This is a genomic window from Sphingomonas sp. S-NIH.Pt15_0812 (assembly GCF_003951315.1).
Taxonomy (GTDB): Bacteria; Pseudomonadota; Alphaproteobacteria; order Sphingomonadales; family Sphingomonadaceae; genus Sphingomonas.
In genome coordinates this window covers 29,181-50,090 of record NZ_QLJH01000009.1, presented here as the reverse complement: position 1 = coordinate 50,090, position 20,910 = coordinate 29,181, and the positions used below count along the sequence as shown (strand labels likewise).

Sequence of the window (20,910 nt, the reverse complement as noted above, 5' to 3'; positions counted from 1 at the left end):
GAAACTCCATGTCCGTAGGGCAATTTCGGGAAAATGGTTTTGGGAACGGATTTTGGGAAAGCGCCGTACTTGAGGTGAAAGGAAGCTCACCGGTCGACGCCCGCCAATCTCTCGCCCTTCGTTTGTGAGAAGATCGAACGGCGCCGTTGTGACAGCTCCCGCGATGTGGCTACCCTAAAACTTCGCCAAGACGTTCGCCGAGGGAAAACCATGCGAGTTCACGACGGGAAGGTTGCCATTGTCATCGGCGGAACGCGCGGCATTGGTGCGGCAATCACCCGAAGGTTGGCGGCTGATGGCGCGTCGGTTGGGGCAACATTCCTAAGCCGGTCGGGTGACGCCGAGCGTCTCTCGGATAAATTGCGTTCGGCAGGCCATCATGCCTTGATGGTGCAGGCGGACGTTAGCGATGCCGAGGCGCTCAACGACGCGATGGACCGGATCGCCAAGCATTTCGGCCGTCTCGATATTCTGGTGAGCGTGGCAGGGACGGCGATTGTAGGTCCGCTTTCGGCTTACCCAGACGATGCATTCGACCGCTCGTTTGCGCTCAACGTCAGAGCGCCTTTCCTTGCTGCGAAGAGGGCGGCAGAATTGATGACGGAGGGCGGGCGGATCGTCACGATCGGAAGCATCGTGGCAGATAGAATGCCCGGCGCTGGCGGCACGGTGTACGCGGCAAGCAAAGCTGCGCTGGGAGGGATGACACGCGGCCTAGCTCGCGACTTGGGCGAGCGGGGCATCACCGCGAACCTAGTGCAGCCGGGGCCAATAGACACCGAGCGCAACCCCGCAGATGGACCAAACGCCGTCGCAAATCGAAGCCCGCTTGCTATCCCCCGACATGGCACGCCAGATGAGGTTGCGAGTCTTGTCGCCTACCTGACTTCGCCCGAGGCGGGGTTCGTAACCGGCGCGACCTACAATATCGACGGTGGTTGGAGCGCGTGAACAGTCGCTGGCCAGAGCGGTATCTGCCGGACCGGCTTTCCCGTTTGAGCATCCCAAACGAGACGGCGCCGGCCGTCTCGTTGGTCGTTCACTTGTGGGAAAAATTGAGAATGCCGTCATCGTCGTTTTTGATAAATTCGGAGAGCATCCTTAATGTACAGCGTGGCACACGCTAGGCCAGCAATAACAGGCCAGGAGGATTGAGATTCCTTTACGTTCAAGGCGCCGAGCCAAATTATGCTCAGGACTAGCGCTGGTATGATGAGGTAGTGAGCGTTCTTGAGGTCAAGTCCGATATTGTCGGATAGATTATGATTTCTCGTATTGAATATAAATGCACTTACAAGCGCGCCGCCAATAAACGATACGTATGATTGGAGGAATGATAAACTATAAATCGCCGCAGAAAGCGCGATCGATGCGATCATACAATCAAGCAGTATCTCAAAATCGTCGCTTGTCATACAAGTCTCATGTGTGATCTCGGCCTTAACCGAACAGCCGAACAAGAGCCTATAAGGCTGTATTCTCGGATTGCATCCCTGAATGCTATCGGATGAGCAATCTCGTAACAGCGACCTAGGGTCGCGACACGGCATGGATAAGGGCCGCGCAGACAGTAGACCAGAGGAAGCATCACCGCGCTCACTCCCGGTCAACCATCCCAACGGGAATGGCCCGGCTGTCTCACCGGCCGTTACCTATCGGGAATATGCTGTAAGTGTGAAGGGCCGTAGGCACGGAGGCCGCTGGTGGAATTCATCCGCTCGTAATGCGACTGTAAGTCCGATCGTATACTTCACCGCCGCAGGTCGTGTGAGGGATGCTCTATGAAGCCATATTTTCTCGCCGCAGTGATGACGCTGCTTTCCCAAGCGGCATTTGCGCAAACGGCTGTGCTTCCCGCAGTGCCGCTGATTCCCTTGAAACAGTGGTTTCACACTGATGACTATCCTCCTGCATCAATGCGCGGTGCAGAGGAGGGCGATGTTTCCGTGATGCTGTCGATTGATCCGGAAGGAAAGGTCGTGGGCTGCCATGTCACTCATGGCAGCGGACACCCTTTGCTCGATCGCGCTACTTGCATGTTGGCTGTTCGCCGTGGGCGTTTCACGCCTGCAAAGGACGCGCGACGTCGACCGGTCGCTAGCAGCTACGTTGTGAGCGACGTCAAATGGAGAATTAACGGTATTGGCGCGCCATCGGGTGGTCCTCCGCTTCTAGAAGTCGGTCCATCGACGATGCCTGTGTCCCTTCTGGGCAATCCCCGTGGCTGAGCCATTAAGGGACACGTTGAAATTCATAGGGGTGCCGCGTGCGATTTTTGGGCTGACCATAGTCGCGATGTTCGCAGCGCCCCAGTTGCCGTTCTTCGATCCGCCTCACCTCTTCACTCCGGTCAATAAGTCCTTTTTGCACTGGTACGTTGGCATATCTGCGACGCTTTCGTATTTTGCCTTCTTCGGCTTCTTCATGTGGGGGAATTGGAAGGTCGCTTATGCCGGCCTAGGTATATTAGTCGGAATATTCGGGTTCGGCATCGCTGCAATCTGTGGCATGATGGCATCATTCAGCGGTGAGCAGTTTTATAGCTATTATGAGCTCGTCTATCTGCCGCATGAGACGCGCAATATGCTGTACGCGGTGCCGTCAATCTCGATACGGGGTCGTGGAGGATACCATGCGTGGGTCAGTCCTTACGGGCTGCGCACTTGGGGCCTTCCTCTATCGACCGGAGATTACCACGCGTATTATGCGGGTACGCTAACCCCACCGAACCTCTGCTACCGTGTTAGCGAACTGCGGCGCGGCGGGGCCGTCGGCATCGTCGAACCGTCAGGGTGGAATACGCCCGATGCGCTTGTTCACTGTAACTCGGCCGATCCCCGATGGGTTGGTGAGAATACGCCACGTCACATCTAACGCTTAGAAGCACTGTATTCCCAATTGACCATCGAGTTTCAGGAAAGAGAATGAAAGCGACCGACGTAAGCAATATGGCCGAAAACATGAAGGCTGTGCGGTAGCAGAGGCGTTTATGGCGGTCACGTTGAGGTTGCAGAAGGTGACGGAGGCTGACCCGGAGCGTGGTTGGGCACCGGCCGAGTTCTACGACATAATTGCTGGCGGCGAAGTGGTTGGCACGATCCAACTTCGCCTCGGCAATACTGACTACATGCGCCTGTATGGCGGGCATGTGGGATACAAGGTCGAGCCGGAACATCGAGGGCACGGCTATGCGAGCCAGGCGCTGGCGGCATTGGGGCCGATCGCTCGGAACCACGGTTTTGACGAAATCTGGGTCACCGTTCGGCCGGACAATACTGCCTCTTGCCGCACGTTGGAAAAGGCCGGAGCCAGCTTTGAGGGAACATTAGCAGTCCCGGTCGACAGCGACCTATATGCACGGGGCGACCTCCACATGCGGCGCTATCGTCTATCCCTGTAACCGGCTCCGGCAGCTTCCCAATGGGATCGAGAAATAGGATTTGCCGGAACACCCAATCAGCGGTGAGGGCGTGTTCAGGGGTACGCGATGTTGAGAGGATATCTCTCAACCACCCCGCGCAACCGGCTTACGAAACTCGGCCCGCAGTAAGCTCACGGCCAGAATACCTGCGAAAATCGCCACCCCCTGCCGGAGAGGATCGTGCTGCCGACCAACGATGCTCATCACTTCTATCAGGAGCGCCCCGATCAGCATAACGCAGCAACAGAAGATTTTAACCTTGTTTTGCACGTAACGCGGTCCTTTGACTTCTTCGGGAAGGTAGGCCTTGACTTCGTGCGGAAGCCAACAGCGGACTAAATACCGCTAAGCCGTGATACGACATTCTCGAAAGGGAAAGTATTTTGGAAAGAGCTAGCGGGTTGATTTTCGGGTCGTCTTCGATCCGGCCCAAAGGACGGCAATGCTACAAAGCGCGCCCACTAACCCCGCTCGCCAAAGCGAGTTTTCGCCAATGTGCAGCGCGTCTAGAAATATCAAAACCAGAAAGATTGAGACGCCAACTGCGATTGGATACGCGATAGACGATTTAATCACGAACGGCTCCAAACGGACCATCCATCCCTAAAGGGTGGCCAGCGAGCCAGCAAGCGGCGCGAGGGTCGCGCAGGTCCCCAATTGGGATCGAATTACGGGAATGCCGAACGTGCTGTGAAAGCAGGCAGCTTTAGCGGTTGAGCCTGACACGCAAAAGGTTGGCGGCCAGGATAGCGCCGAATGTCACCAGAAGGCTTGCGCTAGTAACGTATTGAGTAGCACCAGCGGGAAGTGGGCTGGTGCCGCTCGCCGTTCGCAGGGCCATGAAACTGAGGAGGCCCACGACGAATGTCGCGGTCGGCACTAGCGCGATCTTGATGCACAAGCGATCTGCTTTCGTCATTCTAGACCTCCGACATCGTTGCTGCCCCAGTATGTACCACTTGCGCTGGTGTCCGCTACTAGGTGCATCCGTAGTCGCCAGCATTCCTAGGAACGATGATTGATCAGGAACGGCGACCTGACCAGCGAGCAAGACCTACCCGGCCTTGCTTCGTAACGTCCTATCGATCAACCAAAAATGCAGAAGCTGGACCGCGACAAGTGTCACACCGGTTCCGACCAACACGGGAAACACAAGCGCCTCCTGCCCGGCTCGGGTAGGAACATTCATTGCCATGAGTACCTGAAAGCCAAGAACCACAGTCGCCAGTATCGGCATGAAGGCAAGTGCGACAGATCGAGGTGCGGACCAGTTTACCGCCCCTGTGATCCCCCACTGCATGGGAAGTCGGCTTTCGCTACGGAATCGCATATTCGCGCGGCAAGCCAAGACGGCGATTATCACGACAAAAACTGCCGAAACCACCAGCATACCCATACACCGGCTCCTCTACGCATTGCCGTAGCATATTACAGGCATAACGTCTCGCCTTTCTGATTAGGAACCGCGAGCGAGACGGCCAGGGCATTCCCATTTGGATCGTTGATTGGGAATGGATGGGGCTTCGATGATGGTAAGCGATGCCGCCGTCATAGATGACTAAGTTGTTATTAACGGATACAGCGGTGACGCAGGTAAGACGCACCATCAATGTCGTGGCGAGGACAGTGCAATGACGCGCTTGGTAGCTGGTCTAGTTTTAGCGGTTCTCCTATCGACCCCAGCCTTCGGGCAAGACCGCATCGGTGAGACATGCAGCGGGACGGAAACAATCGAAGCGGGTACAGGCGCACCCAAGACCGTGCCCTATTCGCTGACGTTTAGCATGGACCTTAAGTCGGGCTATTACTGCTACGCGGAATGTAAGCCAGAGCAGACGTATGCAATTAGAGATCGGTTGTCAGACCCAATCAAGCTGGCCGATGTACATGCAGGCAGCCAGACCAGACTGACTACCTTTAGCCGCAAGAGCAGACTTCTTGCCGACGATCAGGTTATCCAAGTTCTAGGAACGGTGAAACGAAGCGCAAGAGCTACCTGTCAACCGTCAGCATTTCATGAGCCGAAACCTCTACCCGGAGATTGAGTCGTTCCGCTTCTGTCTCGGTTCCGGGTTCGCCTCCAATCGAGCCAAACGTCTTAAATCTGCGCAAAGGCGGTCCGATTACCCTTCCCACAAACGGACGGCGATCGAGAAGGTCGGGTCATCCCCATTGGGATGCTGTTTCAGGAATGGCCAGAGGTAGTGATGAGCGGCCGGCTACTTTGGGGTCTGCCGGGGTCAGCATTCCGGACTGAAGCCCTGAGAGCAGGCACAATGGTCGACCTCTAGTCGCTGCTGTTACGACCATAGGAAAGCCCTCGGGTGCGTCGACCGCCTCGCCGCGAACTGTAGGAGCGGTTCCGGTGCAAACCTCTCTGACCGCTGGCGTGAGCGCAGCCGCAGGAAACCAGATCAGCAGATCGACTCTGCTTGACAGAGTAAGCGGGAAGTCTACTCTGTGTGGCAGAGGAGAACTGGTGATGATCTCGAAGGCGGAAGCGGCTGCATCGCTGAGCGAAGCGGATGCGGTCGGGCGGCGGACGCGGACGGCCGGCGGTTACGCGATGGCCGGTCCTCACCTCATCCTGTGGGGAGCGGTATGGCTGGTCGGGTACACCTTCACCGGACTAGTCGATCCGCGGTCCCTGAGTCTGGTCTGGCTCCCACTGGTCCTCGCGGGCGCTGTCGGCGCAACGGTGCTCGGCCGGCGAGCACGCACCCGCGACGTACGTTTCGGCGCCACACCCATCAAATCACTGGTGATGGCGGTCTCGATCGCGCTGTTCTTCTTGGCGGTCTACCTCGTGTTCCAGCCCGCAACGCTCGCGCCCTATCTGGTCTTCCCCGCTCTGGTCACCGCACTCATCTACGTTGTCATCGGCGTCTACGGATGGCCACGGCTCGGCTGGATAGGCGCAGGCATGTTCGTGGTGAGCATGAGCGCATACTTCTTCGCGGGATCTTACCTTCCGTTCTGCATCGCGCTGGCCGGCGGCGGAGGGCTGATGCTCGGCGGCGTCTGGTTGCGAACGGTGTGACATGGCGGCGCCCGACGAGATTATCCATCAGTCGCTCCGGCTGCGGATCATGGCCGCGCTGTATGCCGCCCGCGATCTCGAACCCCTCGATTTCGCTAAGCTGAAGGCGCTGCTTCAGGCCACCGACGGCAACTTGGGAAGTCATCTGACGACGCTGGAGAACGCCGGCTATCTCTCCGTCGAAAAGCAACTAGCCGGTCGCAAGCCTCGCACACGCCTGCACATCACACCCGCCGGCGCCAGCGCGTTCCGGAACCACACCAACTACCTGCGCGAGATCATTGAGGCAGCGGAGCCCGACCCTTCCGCGAACTGAGAGGATGATGGAGATGAGCAAATCAAAGTGCCTTCGGGCGCTAATGGGAACGCTTGCGCTGGCAACGGCGGCATCTACGGCAGCGCAATCGCCAGCCACATGGACCGCTGCCGACCGGGAACGGCTGGAGCAGCGCGAGGCAGCCATCTTCCCCAGCGCGGCCGCAAATGCGAGCAGTTCGAAGGGGCTCGTATCCGCGACTGCGTCACCGATCGCCGTCCATGCCGGCGTCGAGGTGCTGAGGGCTGGCGGGACGGCTGCCGATGCCGCAGTGGCGACTGCGTTTACGCAGATCACGACCATGCTCGGCGCGAACGTGTCCTTCGCCGGGGTTGCTCAGCTGGTCTACTATGACGCGAAGACGCATCAGGTCTACGCGATGGACGCCGGCTGGAACGGGTGGAAGGGCGAGAGATCGCCGGCAACTATCCCAAGCACCGACTTGAGTGCACTAACCGGTGCCGCGGTCGATGCGTCCGGAGCGGCAGGGCGCAAGACGCTAGTGCCCGGCTTCATGGCGGGCATGTCGGCCATGCATGCCCGCTTCGGTAGACTACCTTTTGGCCGATTGCTGGCGCCGTCGATCTTCTACGCCAAGCGAGGCGTACCCGTCACGCCGCTCACGGCCGCTTACTTCCCTATGGCGGCGGGAAGCCTCTCGCAAACTCCGGAGGGGCGACGCTTCCTCATGCCGGACGGTGCTCATCAGACGAAGCTGGGTGACCGGTACGCGTCGCCACAACTAGTGCAACTCCTGAAACGCATCCAAGCACACGGTTCATCGGAGATGTATCAAGGTCGCTGGGCTGAGCACTTCGTGTCTGCGGTCAACGCTGCCGGTGGGAATGCTACGATGGCAGACCTCGCTGACTATCGAGTCCGCTGGACGTCGCCGCTTGACCTGCACATCGGTGATGTGAACGTGCTCTCGCCGGGTGAGACAAACACCGCCGGATGCTCCATGCTGACGGCGCTGAACGTGTTGAACCATGCTGGACCCGAGAAACCGTACTGGGAGGATTCGCAGTCGTTCCGAACCACTGCTCTCACGCTTCGGCTAGCGACGGTCCTCGGCTGGTCTACCGACGCAGGAGCTGCCGTCCAACAGCAACTAGGAACCGGGGCTGATTGCCCATCACGACTGACACCTGAGTTCGGGGCGTCCGCCGCAGGGAAGCTCAAGACGCTACTAGGTGGGAACGCACCGCCGGCGGTCGGCCATCATAGCGCCTCAGTCGTGGCGATCGATCGCTGGGGCAATGTCGCTGCTCTCGTGCATTCGAGCAACACGCCGTTGTGGGGCGATACCGGGCTGGTCGTGGAAGGCGTACCGATCCCCGCCCCGGCAGGATTGTACCGCAACGCGCTGATCCGCCTCCCGGCCGGTGGTCGCGTTCCAAGCGACATGGCGCCATTGATCGCGATCAGGGCGGGCAAGCCCGTCTTCGCCGTCGCGACGATTGGAAGTTCGGAGGTGCAGGAGGCGGTACGCGTCATGGACGGGCTGATCCACGGTAAGGCCGATCCCGCCACCTTGCTCGCAGCACCGCCGATGCTCCTCAACTACGAGCAGATGACCGGGCCGGTGCTCGCTCGCGACGAACTCGTGCCAGCGGGGCGGTACTCCCAGGCGTTTCTTGCGCGCGTCCGATCGACCGGCATTTCCGTTCGTGAGGTCGACCTTCAACGCACCATGATGCTGCGGGGTACGCTTGCGCTGGGCATCATACGATCTGATGATGCACGTGCGGGTGCTGAAGCTCCGCAGGTGCTCGAATTTGCCGAGGCTCAATAGGCTTTCAACTGGCGAAACGGGAGGGATCGACAGCTCCCGCTTCCGTACCTCACCTTATGCGTTCTGCATGAACGCATTTCCCGGAACGGATGGCAAGTTTCAGACGCAGCCAGCATCAACCTGAATGTCGGGTTCTGGGCGCTTTCCAACGTTCTCTAAAACGATCCCAAACGAGACGGCGCCGGCCGTCTCGTTGGTCGTTCCCAATTGAGAATGCATCGCGCGGTCACGGCGACGCACTGATCGGTGAGCCTTCCAACATTGGCAAATCTCATAGCCACTGCGATCGTCAGGTAATCTCGTAGGCGTAAGCACGTCAGCAAGCCAGCATCGCCAGGTAGTATCGTTGGTGAGCCGGCAGTTTCCGATGGAGCCGTAATCGGCGTGCTGAAGAAGATTTCTCTTGGCCTGGTTTACCTGTTGGCCGCTGCGGCGACTATCGGATCCGCCGCTCCGGACCGGGCAGGTGAGCGTGCGCGAATGATCGGCTCGATCAAGGCAGCGGCCGCCGACGTTCCGGCACTGCGAGATGACCGCTTTTTCCAGGCGGCAGTCGCGGTGGAGGCAAAGCTTCCGCGTGAGGATTTCGTGCCCCGCGCCGCCAGACCGCGAGCCTATATCGGGGCACCGTTGGAAATCGGGTGGCAGCAGACGATTTCTGATCCTTACGTCATGGCGATCATGACGGCCGCGGCGCAAGTGCAGCGCGGGTCCCGCGTTCTGGAGGTCGGGACGGGCTCCGGCTATCAGGCCGCGATCCTCGCCGAGTTGGGTGCAGAGGTATACACGATCGAAATCGTCCCGCAGCTGGCACGCCAAGCGGCCAGGGCGTTGCGTCGGCGCGGCTATAGAGAGGTCCACGCCCGCGTCGGGGACGGCTTCGCAGGCTGGCCCGAGCGCGCGCCGTTCGACGCGGTGATCGTCACTGCGGGTTCCGCGAGCGTTCCGGCCCCGCTGCTCGATCAGTTGCGGACCGGCGGGCGCCTGGTGATGCCGATCGGCCCCTCCACGGCGACCGAGCGGCTGGAGGTCTTCACGAAGCAGGCTGACGGTAGCGCCGTCGCATGTTCTCTAGGCTGGGCAATGTTCGTGCCCCTTACGGGCCGTGGGTATGCTCCCGATCGTCCAGGCATCGGCGATCACGGTAAGCCATGGTGCTTCGGGGCGTCGGTTACCTGATCGATCGCAGAAGGCAGACGGAAGGCGATCCGCACACACAAGCCCTCTGGGCCGCCCGGGATGGTGCACTTCGCTTGATGGAGGGCGGCGATGGCTGATACTAGCGCCAAGCCAAGACCCGCGCCTTCCGTGCTGCGACTGGCATCCCGCCGGTAGAAGCGTCGAAACACCTTCTCGCGTTCATCGAAGGGGATACCGGGACCGTTGTCGCATATCTCCGCCACGGCTTCGGTGCCGACGGTGCGCAGGTGGGAAACGATGCGCGTTCCACCCGGGGTGTGGACGATCGCGTTCTCGATCAGGTTGGTGAATAGCTGCGCGAGAAGGTCAGGGTCGCCGGTGACTGTGACCCCTGCGCTATGGTTGGCAATGAACGTCTGCCCGGAGTCCTCGACCACGGGCACATAGGCCGCATGGATACGGTCTAGCAGTTCGGTCAGGTCGACGGTCGCGAAACGACGTCGCCCGACACCTCCCTCGATCGACCCGATCCGCAGCAGGGCCTCGAACGTCGCGAGCAGTCCGTTGGTCTGCTTCACGGCCGCATCGATACTGTCGGGATCGCCGGCACCTGCCACCTGCAGTCGTTCGAGCCGCTGATGGAGCCGGGTGAGTGGCGTGCGCAGATCGTGCGCGATATCCGTCGACACCTGCCGCAAAGCCTCCATCGCAGCGGCCTTCCGCTCGAGCATGCGATTGAGGTTCCGGGTGAGGTCGTCGAACTCCGGACCGAACCCGATCATCGGCAGCCTTTCCGCGCCGTCCCCATCGATGATCCGGTCGATGGCGCGATTGACTGTTGCGAGCCGACGCAGGAAGACGCGCCCCACCAGATACCCGCCGATCAATGCAAAGGCGGCGATGGCGATGCCGCTCCAGATCGTGAAGCGTCCGAGGCGGTGCCGCAATTGCTGCACGTCGAAGCTGTCGGTCGCCACGACGAGCAGCAATCCGTCGGGCAGCTGCGTTACTTGCGTCGCGAGACGTTCGACGTGTCGCGAGCCGTCGAAATCCTCGGGCACCGCAACGCTTCCTTGACCGATCCTGGCGGCTTGCAGCGGCAGGTCGCCGGACAGTCGGTGTCCCGTTTTGTCGGTCAGGAGATATCGATAGGGCGGATCAGCGTCGCTTCCCCGGTGCCGCGCGATGGCATCCGTCAGTCCCGAGAGACCCAGCTGGGCATATTCCGCGGCCAGGACCGACGATTCTGCTCGCAGCATCCCATCGCTGGCTTCTCGGGCGAAATAACCGACCTGCCGCTCCACGGTGAACAACAGGGCGCCTGCGCCGAGCGCCACGACGACCGCCAGCATCAGCGCGAAGCGAAAGGCCGCGCTTCCGAATGCGGCCGGCATGAACGACCTAACCCGCATCGATCCGGTATCCAGCGCCCCGCACCGTATGGATCAGTTCACGTCCGAAACCCCGATCGACCTTGGCGCGCAACCGGCTCATGTGGCTCTCGATGATGTTGGTCTTGGGATCGAAGTGAAACGACCAGACATTCTCGAGGAGCATCGTGCGCGTCACCACCTCGCCCGCGTGCAGCATCATATATTCGAGCAGCTTCAATTCCTGCGCCTGCAATTCCACCCGCTGGCCCGCGCGCGTGACGCTGCGCCGGATTCGGTCGAGGACGAGGTCACCGACCGCAATCGTGGCAGCGACTTCCAAGATCGGGGGGCGCCGGGCGAGTGCATTGATCCGCGCGAGCAGCTCGGTCGCCGCGAATGGCTTCGCCAGATAGTCGTCGGCTCCCGCCTCGAGCCCTTCGACCCGGTCCTCGACGCCGTTCATGGCCGTCAAAAAGAGTGCCGGGGTTCGTATCCCCGCCGCCCGGATAGCCTTGAGCGCCGGCAGGCCGGAAATGCCGGGCACCATCCGGTCGAGGATCAGAACGGCGTAATCGCTGGAAGACGCCAGGAAGATCGCGTCCTGCCCGGTCGTACAGGCGTCGACGACATGGCCTGCACTGCTCAGCACGCGCTGCAGGTCCTCACGCGTCACGGCATCGTCTTCGAGCAACAAGAGCTTCATCGACGGATAATCCGGTTTCGCGCCGGAGACGGCAAGTTGGGCATAATCAATCTTGTCCTCACCTGCGGCGAAGGTTGCCGCTCCTAGAAGGGCACGGTGTAACCTGCCTCAAGGAGTGTGTGTCATGAAAGAGGTGCGATTGATGCTGGGTGTGCTGTCCGTCGCAGCGATGAGTGGGACAGCCGCTGCGGCACCAACGAAACTGAAAGGACACCAATACGCCGCTGAGGCGAAAGTCTCTCTCGCGACGGCTCGGCAGACCGCGCTCAAGGCGCGTCCCGGCAAGATTACCGACCAGGAATTGGAAAAAGAGAAGGGCGGCAGCGGCCTGCGCTATTCCTTCGACATCACCAGCCACGGCAAGCCTTATGAAGTTGGTATCGATGCGCGAAGCGGCGCGATCCTCGAGAATGTTGCGGAGAGCAAAACCCCGGACTGACCAACATCGAGATGCCGGCGCATTGGCCAGCGTCACCGGTCATGAGGCGCGACAGAAAGATGCTGATCAGGGGGACCAGGAAGGGCGTTCAGCCCGTTATGCTCGCAGCGTTGCTGGCGGGATGCGCGCATTACACCCCACTTCCGCTCACGCGAGATTTACCGCTCGCGCCGTCAATCGGTGCGCTCCAGGGGGCCGCGGAGGATCATGGAGCGCTGTCGGTTGGCGATGTCGTTACGTTGGCGCTGGCGAACAACCCGGACCTTCGCGCTGCGCGCCTGAAGCGGGGCATTGCCGAGGGCCAGGCGACGCAAGCCTCGATCCTCGCCAATCCGTCCCTGTCGGGCGCTTTCCTGCCTCTGCTTTCGGGGGCGGGCACTGTCCCGGCCTGGAATCTGGGACTGGCACAGGACATCAAGAACCTCGTCACCTATCGTGCGCGACGCCGCGCTGCCACTGCGAGCACCCGGCAGGTCGCGGCCGATCTCGTCTGGCAGGAATGGCAGGTCGCCGGACAGGCGCGCCAGCTTGCCACCGACATCATCATCGGCACGCGCAGCCGCCCGACCTATGTCGCGGCCTACGATCTCCTGTCTGACCGGAACGGCAAGCTCGAGCGCGCGCTGGCGGCGCGAACCGTGACGCTTGTTACCGTCGCCCCGGACCGTGTTGCGCTTCAGGCGGCGCGGACATCGCTCAACACGCTCGACCAGACTTTGCTCTCACAGCGTCACCAGCTGAACGCCCTGCTGGGCCTGACGCCCGATGCGGTCGTGCCGCTCGCAACCGCGCCCGACCTGCCGCCGTTCGACCTTACGGCGATCCGTGCTGAGCTTGCGACCCTTCCTGATCGCCGGCCCGACCTGCTCGCGCTGCGCCTCGGCTATGCCGCCGCGGACGAGCAATTGCGCGTCGCGATCCTGTCGCAGTTTCCTGACCTGATTCTTGGCGGCTCGGCGTCGAGCGACAGTTCGAAGGTCATCAACGGTGGGCCGAACGTGCAGGTCGGCCTGCCCATCTTCGATCGCAACCAGGGCAATGTCGCGATCGCGCAGGCGACGCGGGCGCAGCTTCAAGCCGATTATGCGGCGCGGCTAGCGGCCGCTACCGGTACGGTTGGCGCGCTGCTGCGGGAATATGAACAGCTTGCGGCGCAACTTGCGATCGCGCGCCGCGATCTGCCTGCCGCTCGTACCGCCGCGGCCCGGGCGCAGGCGGCGTTCGGCGCCTCCAACATCGACGAGCGCGGCTATGTCGACCTCGTCTCCAACCGCTTCGCCAAGGAAGAGGAGATCATGACCCTGAAACTCGCGCTGTTCGATCGGCAGATCGCCATCCAGACGCTGGTCGGCGACGGCCTGCCGACGGCCGACCTGCCGCCAGAGCAAGCGGGCACGGTCCGGTGACTCCAATACCCACGAGGATCTCCGCTGCCCTTCTTCTGCTGCTGGTCGCAGCGTGCAGCGGAACGTCCGCCACGCCGGATGCCAGCGATACCCCGACGCCGAGCGTCCTCGTCGGCACCGTCGCACCCCGCCAGGGTGCGCTGCCGGCGATCGTCACCGCTTACGGTTCCGTGGCACCGTCCGAGATCGGCACCCGCACCTTCAGCGAGGCGCAGCCGGGCCAGGTCACGCGGCTGTTCGTCGCGCCCGGCAGCGCCGTGAAGACGGGTCAGCCGCTGGCAACCTTCGTCACTGCGCCAACTTCGCGCAGCACCTACGAACAAGCGGTGAGCGCTCTCGCCGCAGCGCAGAAGGCGCGCGCCACCACGGCGCAGCTTCTAGCGCAGCAGCTCGCAACAACCGATCAGCTGGTGCAGGCCGACAAGGCGGTGTCCGACGCCCGAACAGTGCTGGCCGCGCTTCGGGCAGAGGGCGCCGGGGCGCCGATTCATACCATCACGGCACCGTTTTCTGGCGTCGTCACCGCCGTGGCCGTGGCGCAAGGGGATCGCACCGCTGCCGGCGCCACGATCCTGACGGTCGCGCGGTCAGGCGGGATCGTCGTAACCGTGGGGATCGATCCTTCGCAGCGTGGAGGCGTCACCGTCGGCCAAGGTGCGTCGTTGAAGCGCCTGTCCGGGGGCGGCACGCTCGAGGGTCGTGTGGTCCGGGTCGACGGCGCGTTGAACGCCGTGACCAAGATGGTCGACGTCGACCTGTCCTTTCCGGCGGGGGCGTTGCTGCCGGGTGAGCCGATGCAGGTCGACATCCGTACCGGCGAGGTCGGCGGATGGGTCGTGCCGCACGCGGCGGTAGTCACCGCGGGCGGTCGCCCGCGCATCTTCCAGATCCGGGGCGGCAAGGCCAAGGCGGTTCCGGTCGTCGTCCGGCTTTCCTCGGACGCCGGCGACGTGGTCGACGGTGCCCTCTCACCGCGCCTCCCGCTGATCGTCGCAGGCGCCTATCAGGTCACTGACGGCGACGCGGTCCGGAGCCGGTAATGCTCGAGCGTCTCCTCCGCACCCAGTCGCGCGCCTTCGTCCTTGTCGGCCTGGCCCTGGCGCTCGCGGGGATCGTCGCAGCCTTATCGTTGCCGATCGGACTCTTCCCGCAAGTGTCGTTTCCGCGGGTCGTGGTCGATCTCGATTCAGGGAGCCGTCCCGCCGATCAGACCGCGCTGACCGTCACCCGCCCCGTCGAAGAGGCGATCCGCGTCATCCCCGGTGTCAACAACGTCCGCTCCGAGACAGCGCGCGGGACGGCGCAGATCTCGATCGACTTCGGTTGGGGGCGCGACATGATCGCGAGCACGCTGCTGGTCGACACCGCGGTCGGCCGCATCCTGCCATCGCTGCCTGCTGGCACGCAGTACAATGTCCGCCGGATGGACCCGACCGTTTTCCCGATCATCTCCTATGCCTTGGTATCCGATACAGCGGATCCGGCCCAGCTCCAGGACTTCGCGCGACTTCAGATCACCCCGCTGCTGTCCTCGATTAACGGTCTCGCCAAGGTCGGTGTGCAGGGTGGCGACACCGCGGAGGTCGAGGTACTCGCGGACCCGCAACGGCTCGCAAGCTACGGCCTGGCGATGGCGGACCTTGCGACCGCTATCCGCAATGGCAATGTGTTGAGTGCGGTGGGCCAAGTCCAGGATCGTGGTCGGCTCTCGCTTGTCATTGCCGATCGCAGTGTCGCCAGCGCCGTGCAGGTGGGTGACATCGTCGTCAAGGCGGCCCCGGCAGGGGTCGTTCGGGTGCGGGATGTCGCGACCGTGCAGACCGGTGCCGTGCCCGTCTGGCAGCGGATCGTCGAGGACGGGAAACCCGCGGTACTGTTCAATATCTACGAGCAGCCAGACGGCAACGCGGTCCAGATCGCAAGGCAAGTGCAGGAAAAGCTGGCGGGCGTGAAGCTGCCGGCCGGGGTCAAGCTGGTCAACTGGTACGATCAGAGCGAGCTGGTAACCCAATCGGTCGCGAGCGTTCGTGACGCTGTGCTGATCGGCCTTGCGCTCGCCGCGCTGGTGCTCCTCCTGTTCCTGCGCAGCTGGCGCGTGACGCTCGTCGCCATCATCGTCGTACCGGCCACACTGGCGACCACGATGCTGGTGCTGAGCATCCTTGGCATGAGCTTCAACATCATGACCCTCGGCGGCATCGCAGCCGCGGTCGGGCTGCTGATCGACGACGTCATCGTCATGGTCGAGCATATCGCCCGACGCGCCGGTGAGATGAAGCCGGATGGGGAAGTCGCTGGCAACGCTGCTGTCATCCCGGCCGCGCGCGAGTTCATGGCACCGCTGACGGGATCGAGCCTGGCGACGCTGATCGTGTTCCTGCCGCTGTCGTTCTTGACCGGTGTGACCGGCGCGTTCTCCAAGGCGCTGTCAGTGACGATGGCGGCCGCGCTCGCCATTTCCTGGGCGATGACCGCTTTCGTCGTACCGGTCCTCGTGCGGTGGCTGGTGGACTTCCGTACATGGCGAGACCCCGGCGTCGCCGGCGAGGGACGCCTCGCCGTCATTCACGACAAGGGCCTTGATCGCCTGTCGGCCCGACCGTGGCTGCTCCTTGTCATCCTCGTCCCGCTCCTGGCAGTCGGCTATATCGGCTATTCCAAGGTGCCGACAGGCTTCATGCCGAAGGTCGACGAAGGCGGCTTCGTCATGGATTACTACACCGCTCCCGGCACCTCGCTTGACGAAAGCGGGCGTCAGGTCGGTCAGATCGACCAGCTGCTGCGGGCCAATCCGGAGGTGCTGACCTTCTCGCGGCGGCTCGGCACCGGCCTCGGTGGCGATCTCGGCCAGAGCTATCACGGCGACTATTTCGTCCGGCTGAAGCCGTACCACAGCCGCCCGACCGAGGAGGTGGCCGCCAGCGTCGCCGACGAGATCGGGGTCAAGGTGCCAGGCGTCCAGGTCGAGGTCGCACAACTCATCGAGGATCTGATCGGCGATCTCACGGCCGTCCCGCAGCCGATCGAGGTCAAACTCTACTCGTCCGACCCGACCGTGCTCGATGCCCAGGCGAAGAAGGTCGCTGCCCTGATCGAAAGGATCGACGGCGTCGTCGAGGTGAAGGACGGCGTTCAACTGGCAGGTGACGCACTCGATGTCCGCGTCGACCCGGTCCGCGCCGGCGTGGAAGGGGTCGCGCCCGCAGACGTTGAGGCACAGCTGTCGACCGCCCTGAGTGGCACTGTCGCCACAACCCTTGCCCGACCCGACAAGTCCATCGACGTGCGCGTCCGGCTTCCGCAGGCGATGACGATCAGCCAGGCGGGGCTTGCGCAACTGCCCATCCGTGCCACCGACGGCCATGTGTTTCCGCTGTCGCGCGTCGCATCCATCGAGGCGGTCGTCGGACAACCACAGATCGCCCGCGAGAACCTGGAACCGATGGTGGCCGTGACCGGTCGTATCCAAGGGCGTGGGATCGGCGCTGCCGTTGGTGACGTAACCAAGGCCCTTGACCAGCCAGGCGTACTGGCACCCGGCATCCGCTACGAGCTGGGCGGCCTCTATCAGCAGCAGCAGATCGCCTTCGCAGGCCTCATCAAGATATTCGGCGCAGCCCTCGTCGCCGAGCTGGTGTTGCTCCTTGTGCTTTACCGGCGGTTCTGGTTGCCCGTTATCATCATCGGCTGCTCGCTGCTGTCGACCACGGCAGTATTCACCGCCCTGTGGCTCGCCGGCGTCGACCTCAACATCACGGCGCTGATGGGCATGACGATGATTATCGGCATCGGCACCGAGATGGCGATCTTCTACGTCTCCGAGTTCGAGGAACTCTGCCACACCATGCCGCCCGTCGTCGCGACGCGCGAGGCAAGCCGCAATCGCCTGCGCCCGATCACGATGACGACGCTGGCGGCGATTTTGACGCTGCTGCCGCTGGCGCTCGCGATCGGTCAGGGAGCGGGCATCCAGCAGCCGCTCGCGATCGCGATCATCGCCGGCCTGCTGCTGCAATATCCGCTCGTGCTCTTGGCGATGCCGGTGCTCGTTCGGCTGACCCTACCGCATTCCGACCATGATCCTGCCATTCCAGAACAGGGAACCGCACCATGAAGAGCGTACTTACGACTGCCATCTTGGCGCTGGCATCCTTCGCTGCGGCGGGGGCTGCCCCGCGGGTGCCAGCCTACCGCGTCGCAGCTACGATCTCCAGTCCAGACGGCGGGGGATGGGATTATGCCCGCGTCGATCCCGTTGATCACCGCCTCTACATCGCGCGGTCGACGTCGGTCACCGTCATCGACACTAGACGTGAGCGGGCAGTCGGATCGATCGGCACCTTCGCGCACGGTCATGCGGTCGTACCGCTTCCCGGCGGGCGCATCATGGCGACGAGCGGCGACGATGCCTCGGTCCGCTTTCTCTCAACCTCCGATGGTCGGGAACTGGGCCGTGTCGCGGTCGGCGAAAAGCCCGACGCTGCGATCGTCTCCGCTGATGGCAAGACCGGCTTTGTCATGAATGCCAAGGCCGGCTCGGTATCGATCATCGACACGACAGCGATGCGGACGTTGCGCACTGTGCAGCTCAAGCCCGGCCTTGAATATGCCGCGCTGACGCCGAACGGCACGCTGTTCGTCAATGACGAGGACGCAAACGAGATCGAGGTCGTCGACATCCGACGCGGTACGGTCGCTGCGCCGATCGCCTTACCAGGATGCACCGAGCCATCTGGCCTCGCCTATGACGCGAAAACGGATCGCCTCATCGCCGCCTGTGCCAACGGTAAGGCGGCCATCGTCCTCGGCTCGAACCGCAAACTTTCGCAGCTGGTCGACATCGCCACAGGCCCCGATGCCGTCATTCTGGATCCGCAGCGTCGCTTGGCGCTCATTCCCTGCGGCAAGGACGGAGTGCTGGACGTCCTGTCTCTCGAGGGCGCCGTCGTGAAGCGCGTTGGACGTATCAAGACTGCCGAAGGTGCCAGGACGGGGGCGCTCGATCCGGAAAGTGGTGCCATCTACCTGCCGACAGCATCGTTTGGCCCGCCGGCCAAACCTGGCGCCCGCCCGGTCGCAACGCCTGACACGTTCAAGGTCTTGGTCGTGAAGCCGGCGTGACCGGGCCTTGTGGAATTACCCGGACCGCTGCGCCGGCACAAATTCTCGCCAAGGCCGCACTGCTTGCGCTTGGCGGAGGGCTATTATTTGGCGTCGCAGCACTAATCGAGACGGGCCGCGTGACGGGTTTCGATCCGGCCATTCTATTATGGATGCGCAGGCACACCGGCGATCATGGTTGGTTGATCGCCTTTTCGCGTGTCGTGACGGTGATGGGAAACAATGCCACCCTGTGGATCGCGACTGCGGTCGCGATCGCAGTGTGCGCAATAAGGCGACGTTGGCAATGGTGCGCCTATCTCGCAGGCACGACCGCAGGCGGGGCCGTCATCATCAGTGCGATCAAGGCGGCGGTGGGCCGGCCCAGGCCGATGGTAGTCTCGCATCTCGTGGATGTTCAGACTGCAAGCTTTCCAAGCGGGCACGCCATGGACTCCGCCTTCGTCTATGGCTCGATAGCTATCGCCATTGTGGCAGGGTCTGATGGCGGACGTCGATGGAATCTGGTGGCCGTCGCTGCCATGCTTTTGGTGTTTGCTATCGGTGCGTCGCGGATCGTCCTTGGCGTCCACTGGCCAACGGATGTTGCAGCTGGCTGGGCAATCGGCTTGGGCTGGACGGCCACCGTTACCCAGGTTTTCGCCCGACGAATTGGCGGAGGATCACGAACCTTCGGGAAGCGGACGCTTCGCGTGAGTGAACCCAAGTGAACTGGCTGGTACGCTTCTTTGGAAATCGGCGCCAACATTGTGAGCACGATCAGCCGGAGCGAGCCGGCAGACACGTCCAGCAAGATGAAAACTGCCGCAGCCAACAGTGCCTGGTTCCTGCGCCGTCTCGAAGCCAAACTGTACCGACTGACCAGACTGGATCAAACCTCGCTGCGCAAGCGTGTCGTCGCTCGGTGCGACGTGGTGACGGCCCGGATGGCGCACGTCGGCGATCATGCACGCCGACGCGCTACCTCGCCGTTGGCAAGGCCGGCGATCGCCGGGGCTATGTCACTGCCATCCGGGCCTTTGCTCTCAGCGGGAAGCTGGGTGATCGCTTGACGATGATCGGCTATGGTCGACACCGGCGTCGGCTCGAACATTGGGCAAGGGCGCTGGGCGTCGACGCAATCGTCGCATTCTTGTCAGCCGACCTGCCCCCCAACCTTGACGTGAGCGTGTTCGATGCCGTGATTCTCGTCTCGTACGAGCCTGATCGTCTATCCTCACTCGTGCGAACCGCTGCCGAACTTGATCTCGCAATCGTGTTTCCCGGCGATCACGCTGACGTGCACGCCATCACGTCGCGGACGCAAACGTCGTACACGGCGACGCCATACGACAGTTTGTCCTACGGTCTTGCACTGTCGCAGATATCTGCGGCGTGATGCTCTCACATCCGATCAGCCTGGATACTGCCCTCGCCCGGTTGTCTAAGCCCGACGATCGCGATCCGCACATAGGAACTTTGATATGACTGCGATCAGCAACTTGGTTGCGACGCTGGCGGGCTGGATCGTCGCCGCGATCGCTGCGACCGGATATTTTGGGATCATCGGTTTGATGGCTCTTGAAAGCGCCTGCATCCCGCTGCCGTCTGAAATCATTATGCCGTTCAGCGGTTATCTGGTCTCAACCGGTCGTCTGGACCTCTGGCTGGTTGCGATTGCGGGGGCGGTCGGCTGTAATCTCGGGTCAGCTCTTGCGTATGAGGCGGGGCTTCACGGCGGCCGTCCCATGGTCGAGCGTTACGGACGCTGGCTCCTGCTCACATCTGAGGATCTTGACCGATCGGAACGGTTTTTCGAACGCTTTGGCGGTGCGGCTGTTCTGATCGGTCGAATGTTGCCAGGCATTCGCTCGTTCATCGCGCTACCTGCGGGGATCGCCCAGATGCCGTTGCTGCGCTTTCACCTCTACACATTCATAGGGTCACTGCCTTGGTGCTTAGGGCTGGCCTATGCCGGCCAAGTGCTTGGGAGCCGTTGGAAGACGGACCCGCGATTGTCGGGCTTGTTTCACAAGATTGACCTGGTTCTGCTGGGGGCGATCGTGCTGGCGGCAATATGGTTTGTGTGGCGTCGCCTGAAGAGGGTGTGAGCTTCACGCGCCGCAGAAACCGAATAAGAGTCGGGGATAAACTTGGGTCCCTTCGTCCTCAATCAG

17 protein-coding genes and 1 pseudogene are annotated in these 20,910 nt (G+C 62.2%); 16 read left to right on the top strand and 2 right to left on the bottom strand.

Annotated elements, in window-relative coordinates; genetic code table 11:
• Positions 1-210: 210 nt before the first annotated feature.
• The 8 genes and pseudogenes from BRX43_RS07940 (at position 211) to BRX43_RS07905 (ending at position 9,751) form a co-directional block, all read left to right on the top strand.
• Positions 211-951 (top strand): SDR family oxidoreductase, encoded by a 741-nt coding sequence (locus BRX43_RS07940; protein WP_125994322.1) that lies wholly within the window; start codon positions 211-213, stop codon positions 949-951.
• An 830-nt stretch (positions 952-1,781) separates the two neighbouring features.
• A complete protein-coding gene (locus BRX43_RS07935) occupies positions 1,782-2,228 on the top strand; it encodes an energy transducer TonB (RefSeq protein ID WP_125994321.1) in 447 nt (148 codons plus the stop codon).
• Positions 2,229-2,295: 67 nt separating this feature from the next.
• Complete coding sequence (locus BRX43_RS07930) at positions 2,296-2,874, top strand: hypothetical protein (RefSeq protein WP_125994320.1); 579 nt, start codon at positions 2,296-2,298, stop codon at positions 2,872-2,874.
• Between the two features lie 109 nt (positions 2,875-2,983).
• Positions 2,984-3,400, top strand: a pseudogene (locus BRX43_RS07925) (GNAT family N-acetyltransferase); the annotation flags it as partial.
• 2,500 nt (positions 3,401-5,900) lie between these two features.
• Positions 5,901-6,461 (top strand): hypothetical protein, encoded by a 561-nt coding sequence (locus tag BRX43_RS07920; RefSeq protein ID WP_125994318.1) that lies wholly within the window; start codon positions 5,901-5,903, stop codon positions 6,459-6,461.
• Position 6,462: 1 nt separating this feature from the next.
• Positions 6,463-6,777 (top strand): transcriptional regulator, encoded by a 315-nt coding sequence (locus tag BRX43_RS07915; RefSeq protein WP_125994317.1) that lies wholly within the window; start codon positions 6,463-6,465, stop codon positions 6,775-6,777.
• A gap of 13 nt (positions 6,778-6,790) precedes the next feature.
• Positions 6,791-8,572 (top strand): gamma-glutamyltransferase, encoded by a 1,782-nt coding sequence (locus BRX43_RS07910; RefSeq protein ID WP_164523561.1) that lies wholly within the window; start codon positions 6,791-6,793, stop codon positions 8,570-8,572.
• A gap of 384 nt (positions 8,573-8,956) precedes the next feature.
• Complete coding sequence (locus tag BRX43_RS07905; RefSeq protein ID WP_206433150.1) at positions 8,957-9,751, top strand: protein-L-isoaspartate(D-aspartate) O-methyltransferase; 795 nt, start codon at positions 8,957-8,959, stop codon at positions 9,749-9,751.
• Here the strand turns inward: BRX43_RS07905 and BRX43_RS07900 are convergent.
• Both BRX43_RS07900 and BRX43_RS07895 read right to left on the bottom strand, forming a co-directional pair.
• Complete coding sequence (locus tag BRX43_RS07900; RefSeq protein WP_226341932.1) at positions 9,712-11,106, bottom strand: HAMP domain-containing sensor histidine kinase; 1,395 nt, start codon at positions 11,104-11,106, stop codon at positions 9,712-9,714. The genes BRX43_RS07905 and BRX43_RS07900 overlap by 40 nt on opposite strands.
• 7 nt (positions 11,107-11,113) lie before the next feature.
• A complete protein-coding gene (locus tag BRX43_RS07895) occupies positions 11,114-11,788 on the bottom strand; it encodes a response regulator transcription factor (protein ID WP_125994315.1) in 675 nt (224 codons plus the stop codon).
• Between the two features lie 124 nt (positions 11,789-11,912).
• Between BRX43_RS07895 and BRX43_RS07890 the strand changes: the two genes are divergently transcribed.
• From BRX43_RS07890 to BRX43_RS07855, 8 genes are all read left to right on the top strand, one after another.
• Entirely contained in the window at positions 11,913-12,227 is a 315-nt protein-coding gene (locus BRX43_RS07890; protein ID WP_125994314.1) for a PepSY domain-containing protein, read from the top strand.
• A 98-nt stretch (positions 12,228-12,325) separates the two neighbouring features.
• Positions 12,326-13,633, top strand: a complete 1,308-nt coding sequence (locus BRX43_RS07885) for a TolC family protein (RefSeq protein ID WP_125994313.1) — start codon at positions 12,326-12,328, stop codon at positions 13,631-13,633.
• A complete protein-coding gene (locus BRX43_RS07880) occupies positions 13,630-14,673 on the top strand; it encodes an efflux RND transporter periplasmic adaptor subunit (protein WP_346962856.1) in 1,044 nt (347 codons plus the stop codon). The genes BRX43_RS07885 and BRX43_RS07880 overlap by 4 nt, the downstream gene beginning before the upstream one ends.
• Positions 14,673-17,747 carry an efflux RND transporter permease subunit gene (locus BRX43_RS07875; protein WP_125994312.1) on the top strand — a complete coding sequence of 1,025 codons (3,075 nt, stop codon included), beginning with the start codon at positions 14,673-14,675 and terminating at the stop codon, positions 17,745-17,747. The genes BRX43_RS07880 and BRX43_RS07875 overlap by 1 nt, the downstream gene beginning before the upstream one ends.
• Entirely contained in the window at positions 17,744-18,754 is a 1,011-nt protein-coding gene (locus BRX43_RS07870; RefSeq protein ID WP_125994311.1) for a YncE family protein, read from the top strand. Before BRX43_RS07875 ends, BRX43_RS07870 begins: the two co-directional genes overlap by 4 nt.
• A complete protein-coding gene (locus tag BRX43_RS07865) occupies positions 18,751-19,464 on the top strand; it encodes a phosphatase PAP2 family protein (protein WP_206433149.1) in 714 nt (237 codons plus the stop codon). Before BRX43_RS07870 ends, BRX43_RS07865 begins: the two co-directional genes overlap by 4 nt.
• A 344-nt stretch (positions 19,465-19,808) precedes the next feature.
• On the top strand, positions 19,809-20,132 hold the full coding sequence (locus BRX43_RS07860; protein ID WP_125994309.1) for a hypothetical protein: 324 nt from the start codon (positions 19,809-19,811) through the stop codon (positions 20,130-20,132).
• An 85-nt stretch (positions 20,133-20,217) separates the two neighbouring features.
• Complete coding sequence (locus tag BRX43_RS07855) at positions 20,218-20,844, top strand: DedA family protein (protein WP_125994308.1); 627 nt, start codon at positions 20,218-20,220, stop codon at positions 20,842-20,844.
• Positions 20,845-20,910 lie beyond the last annotated feature (66 nt).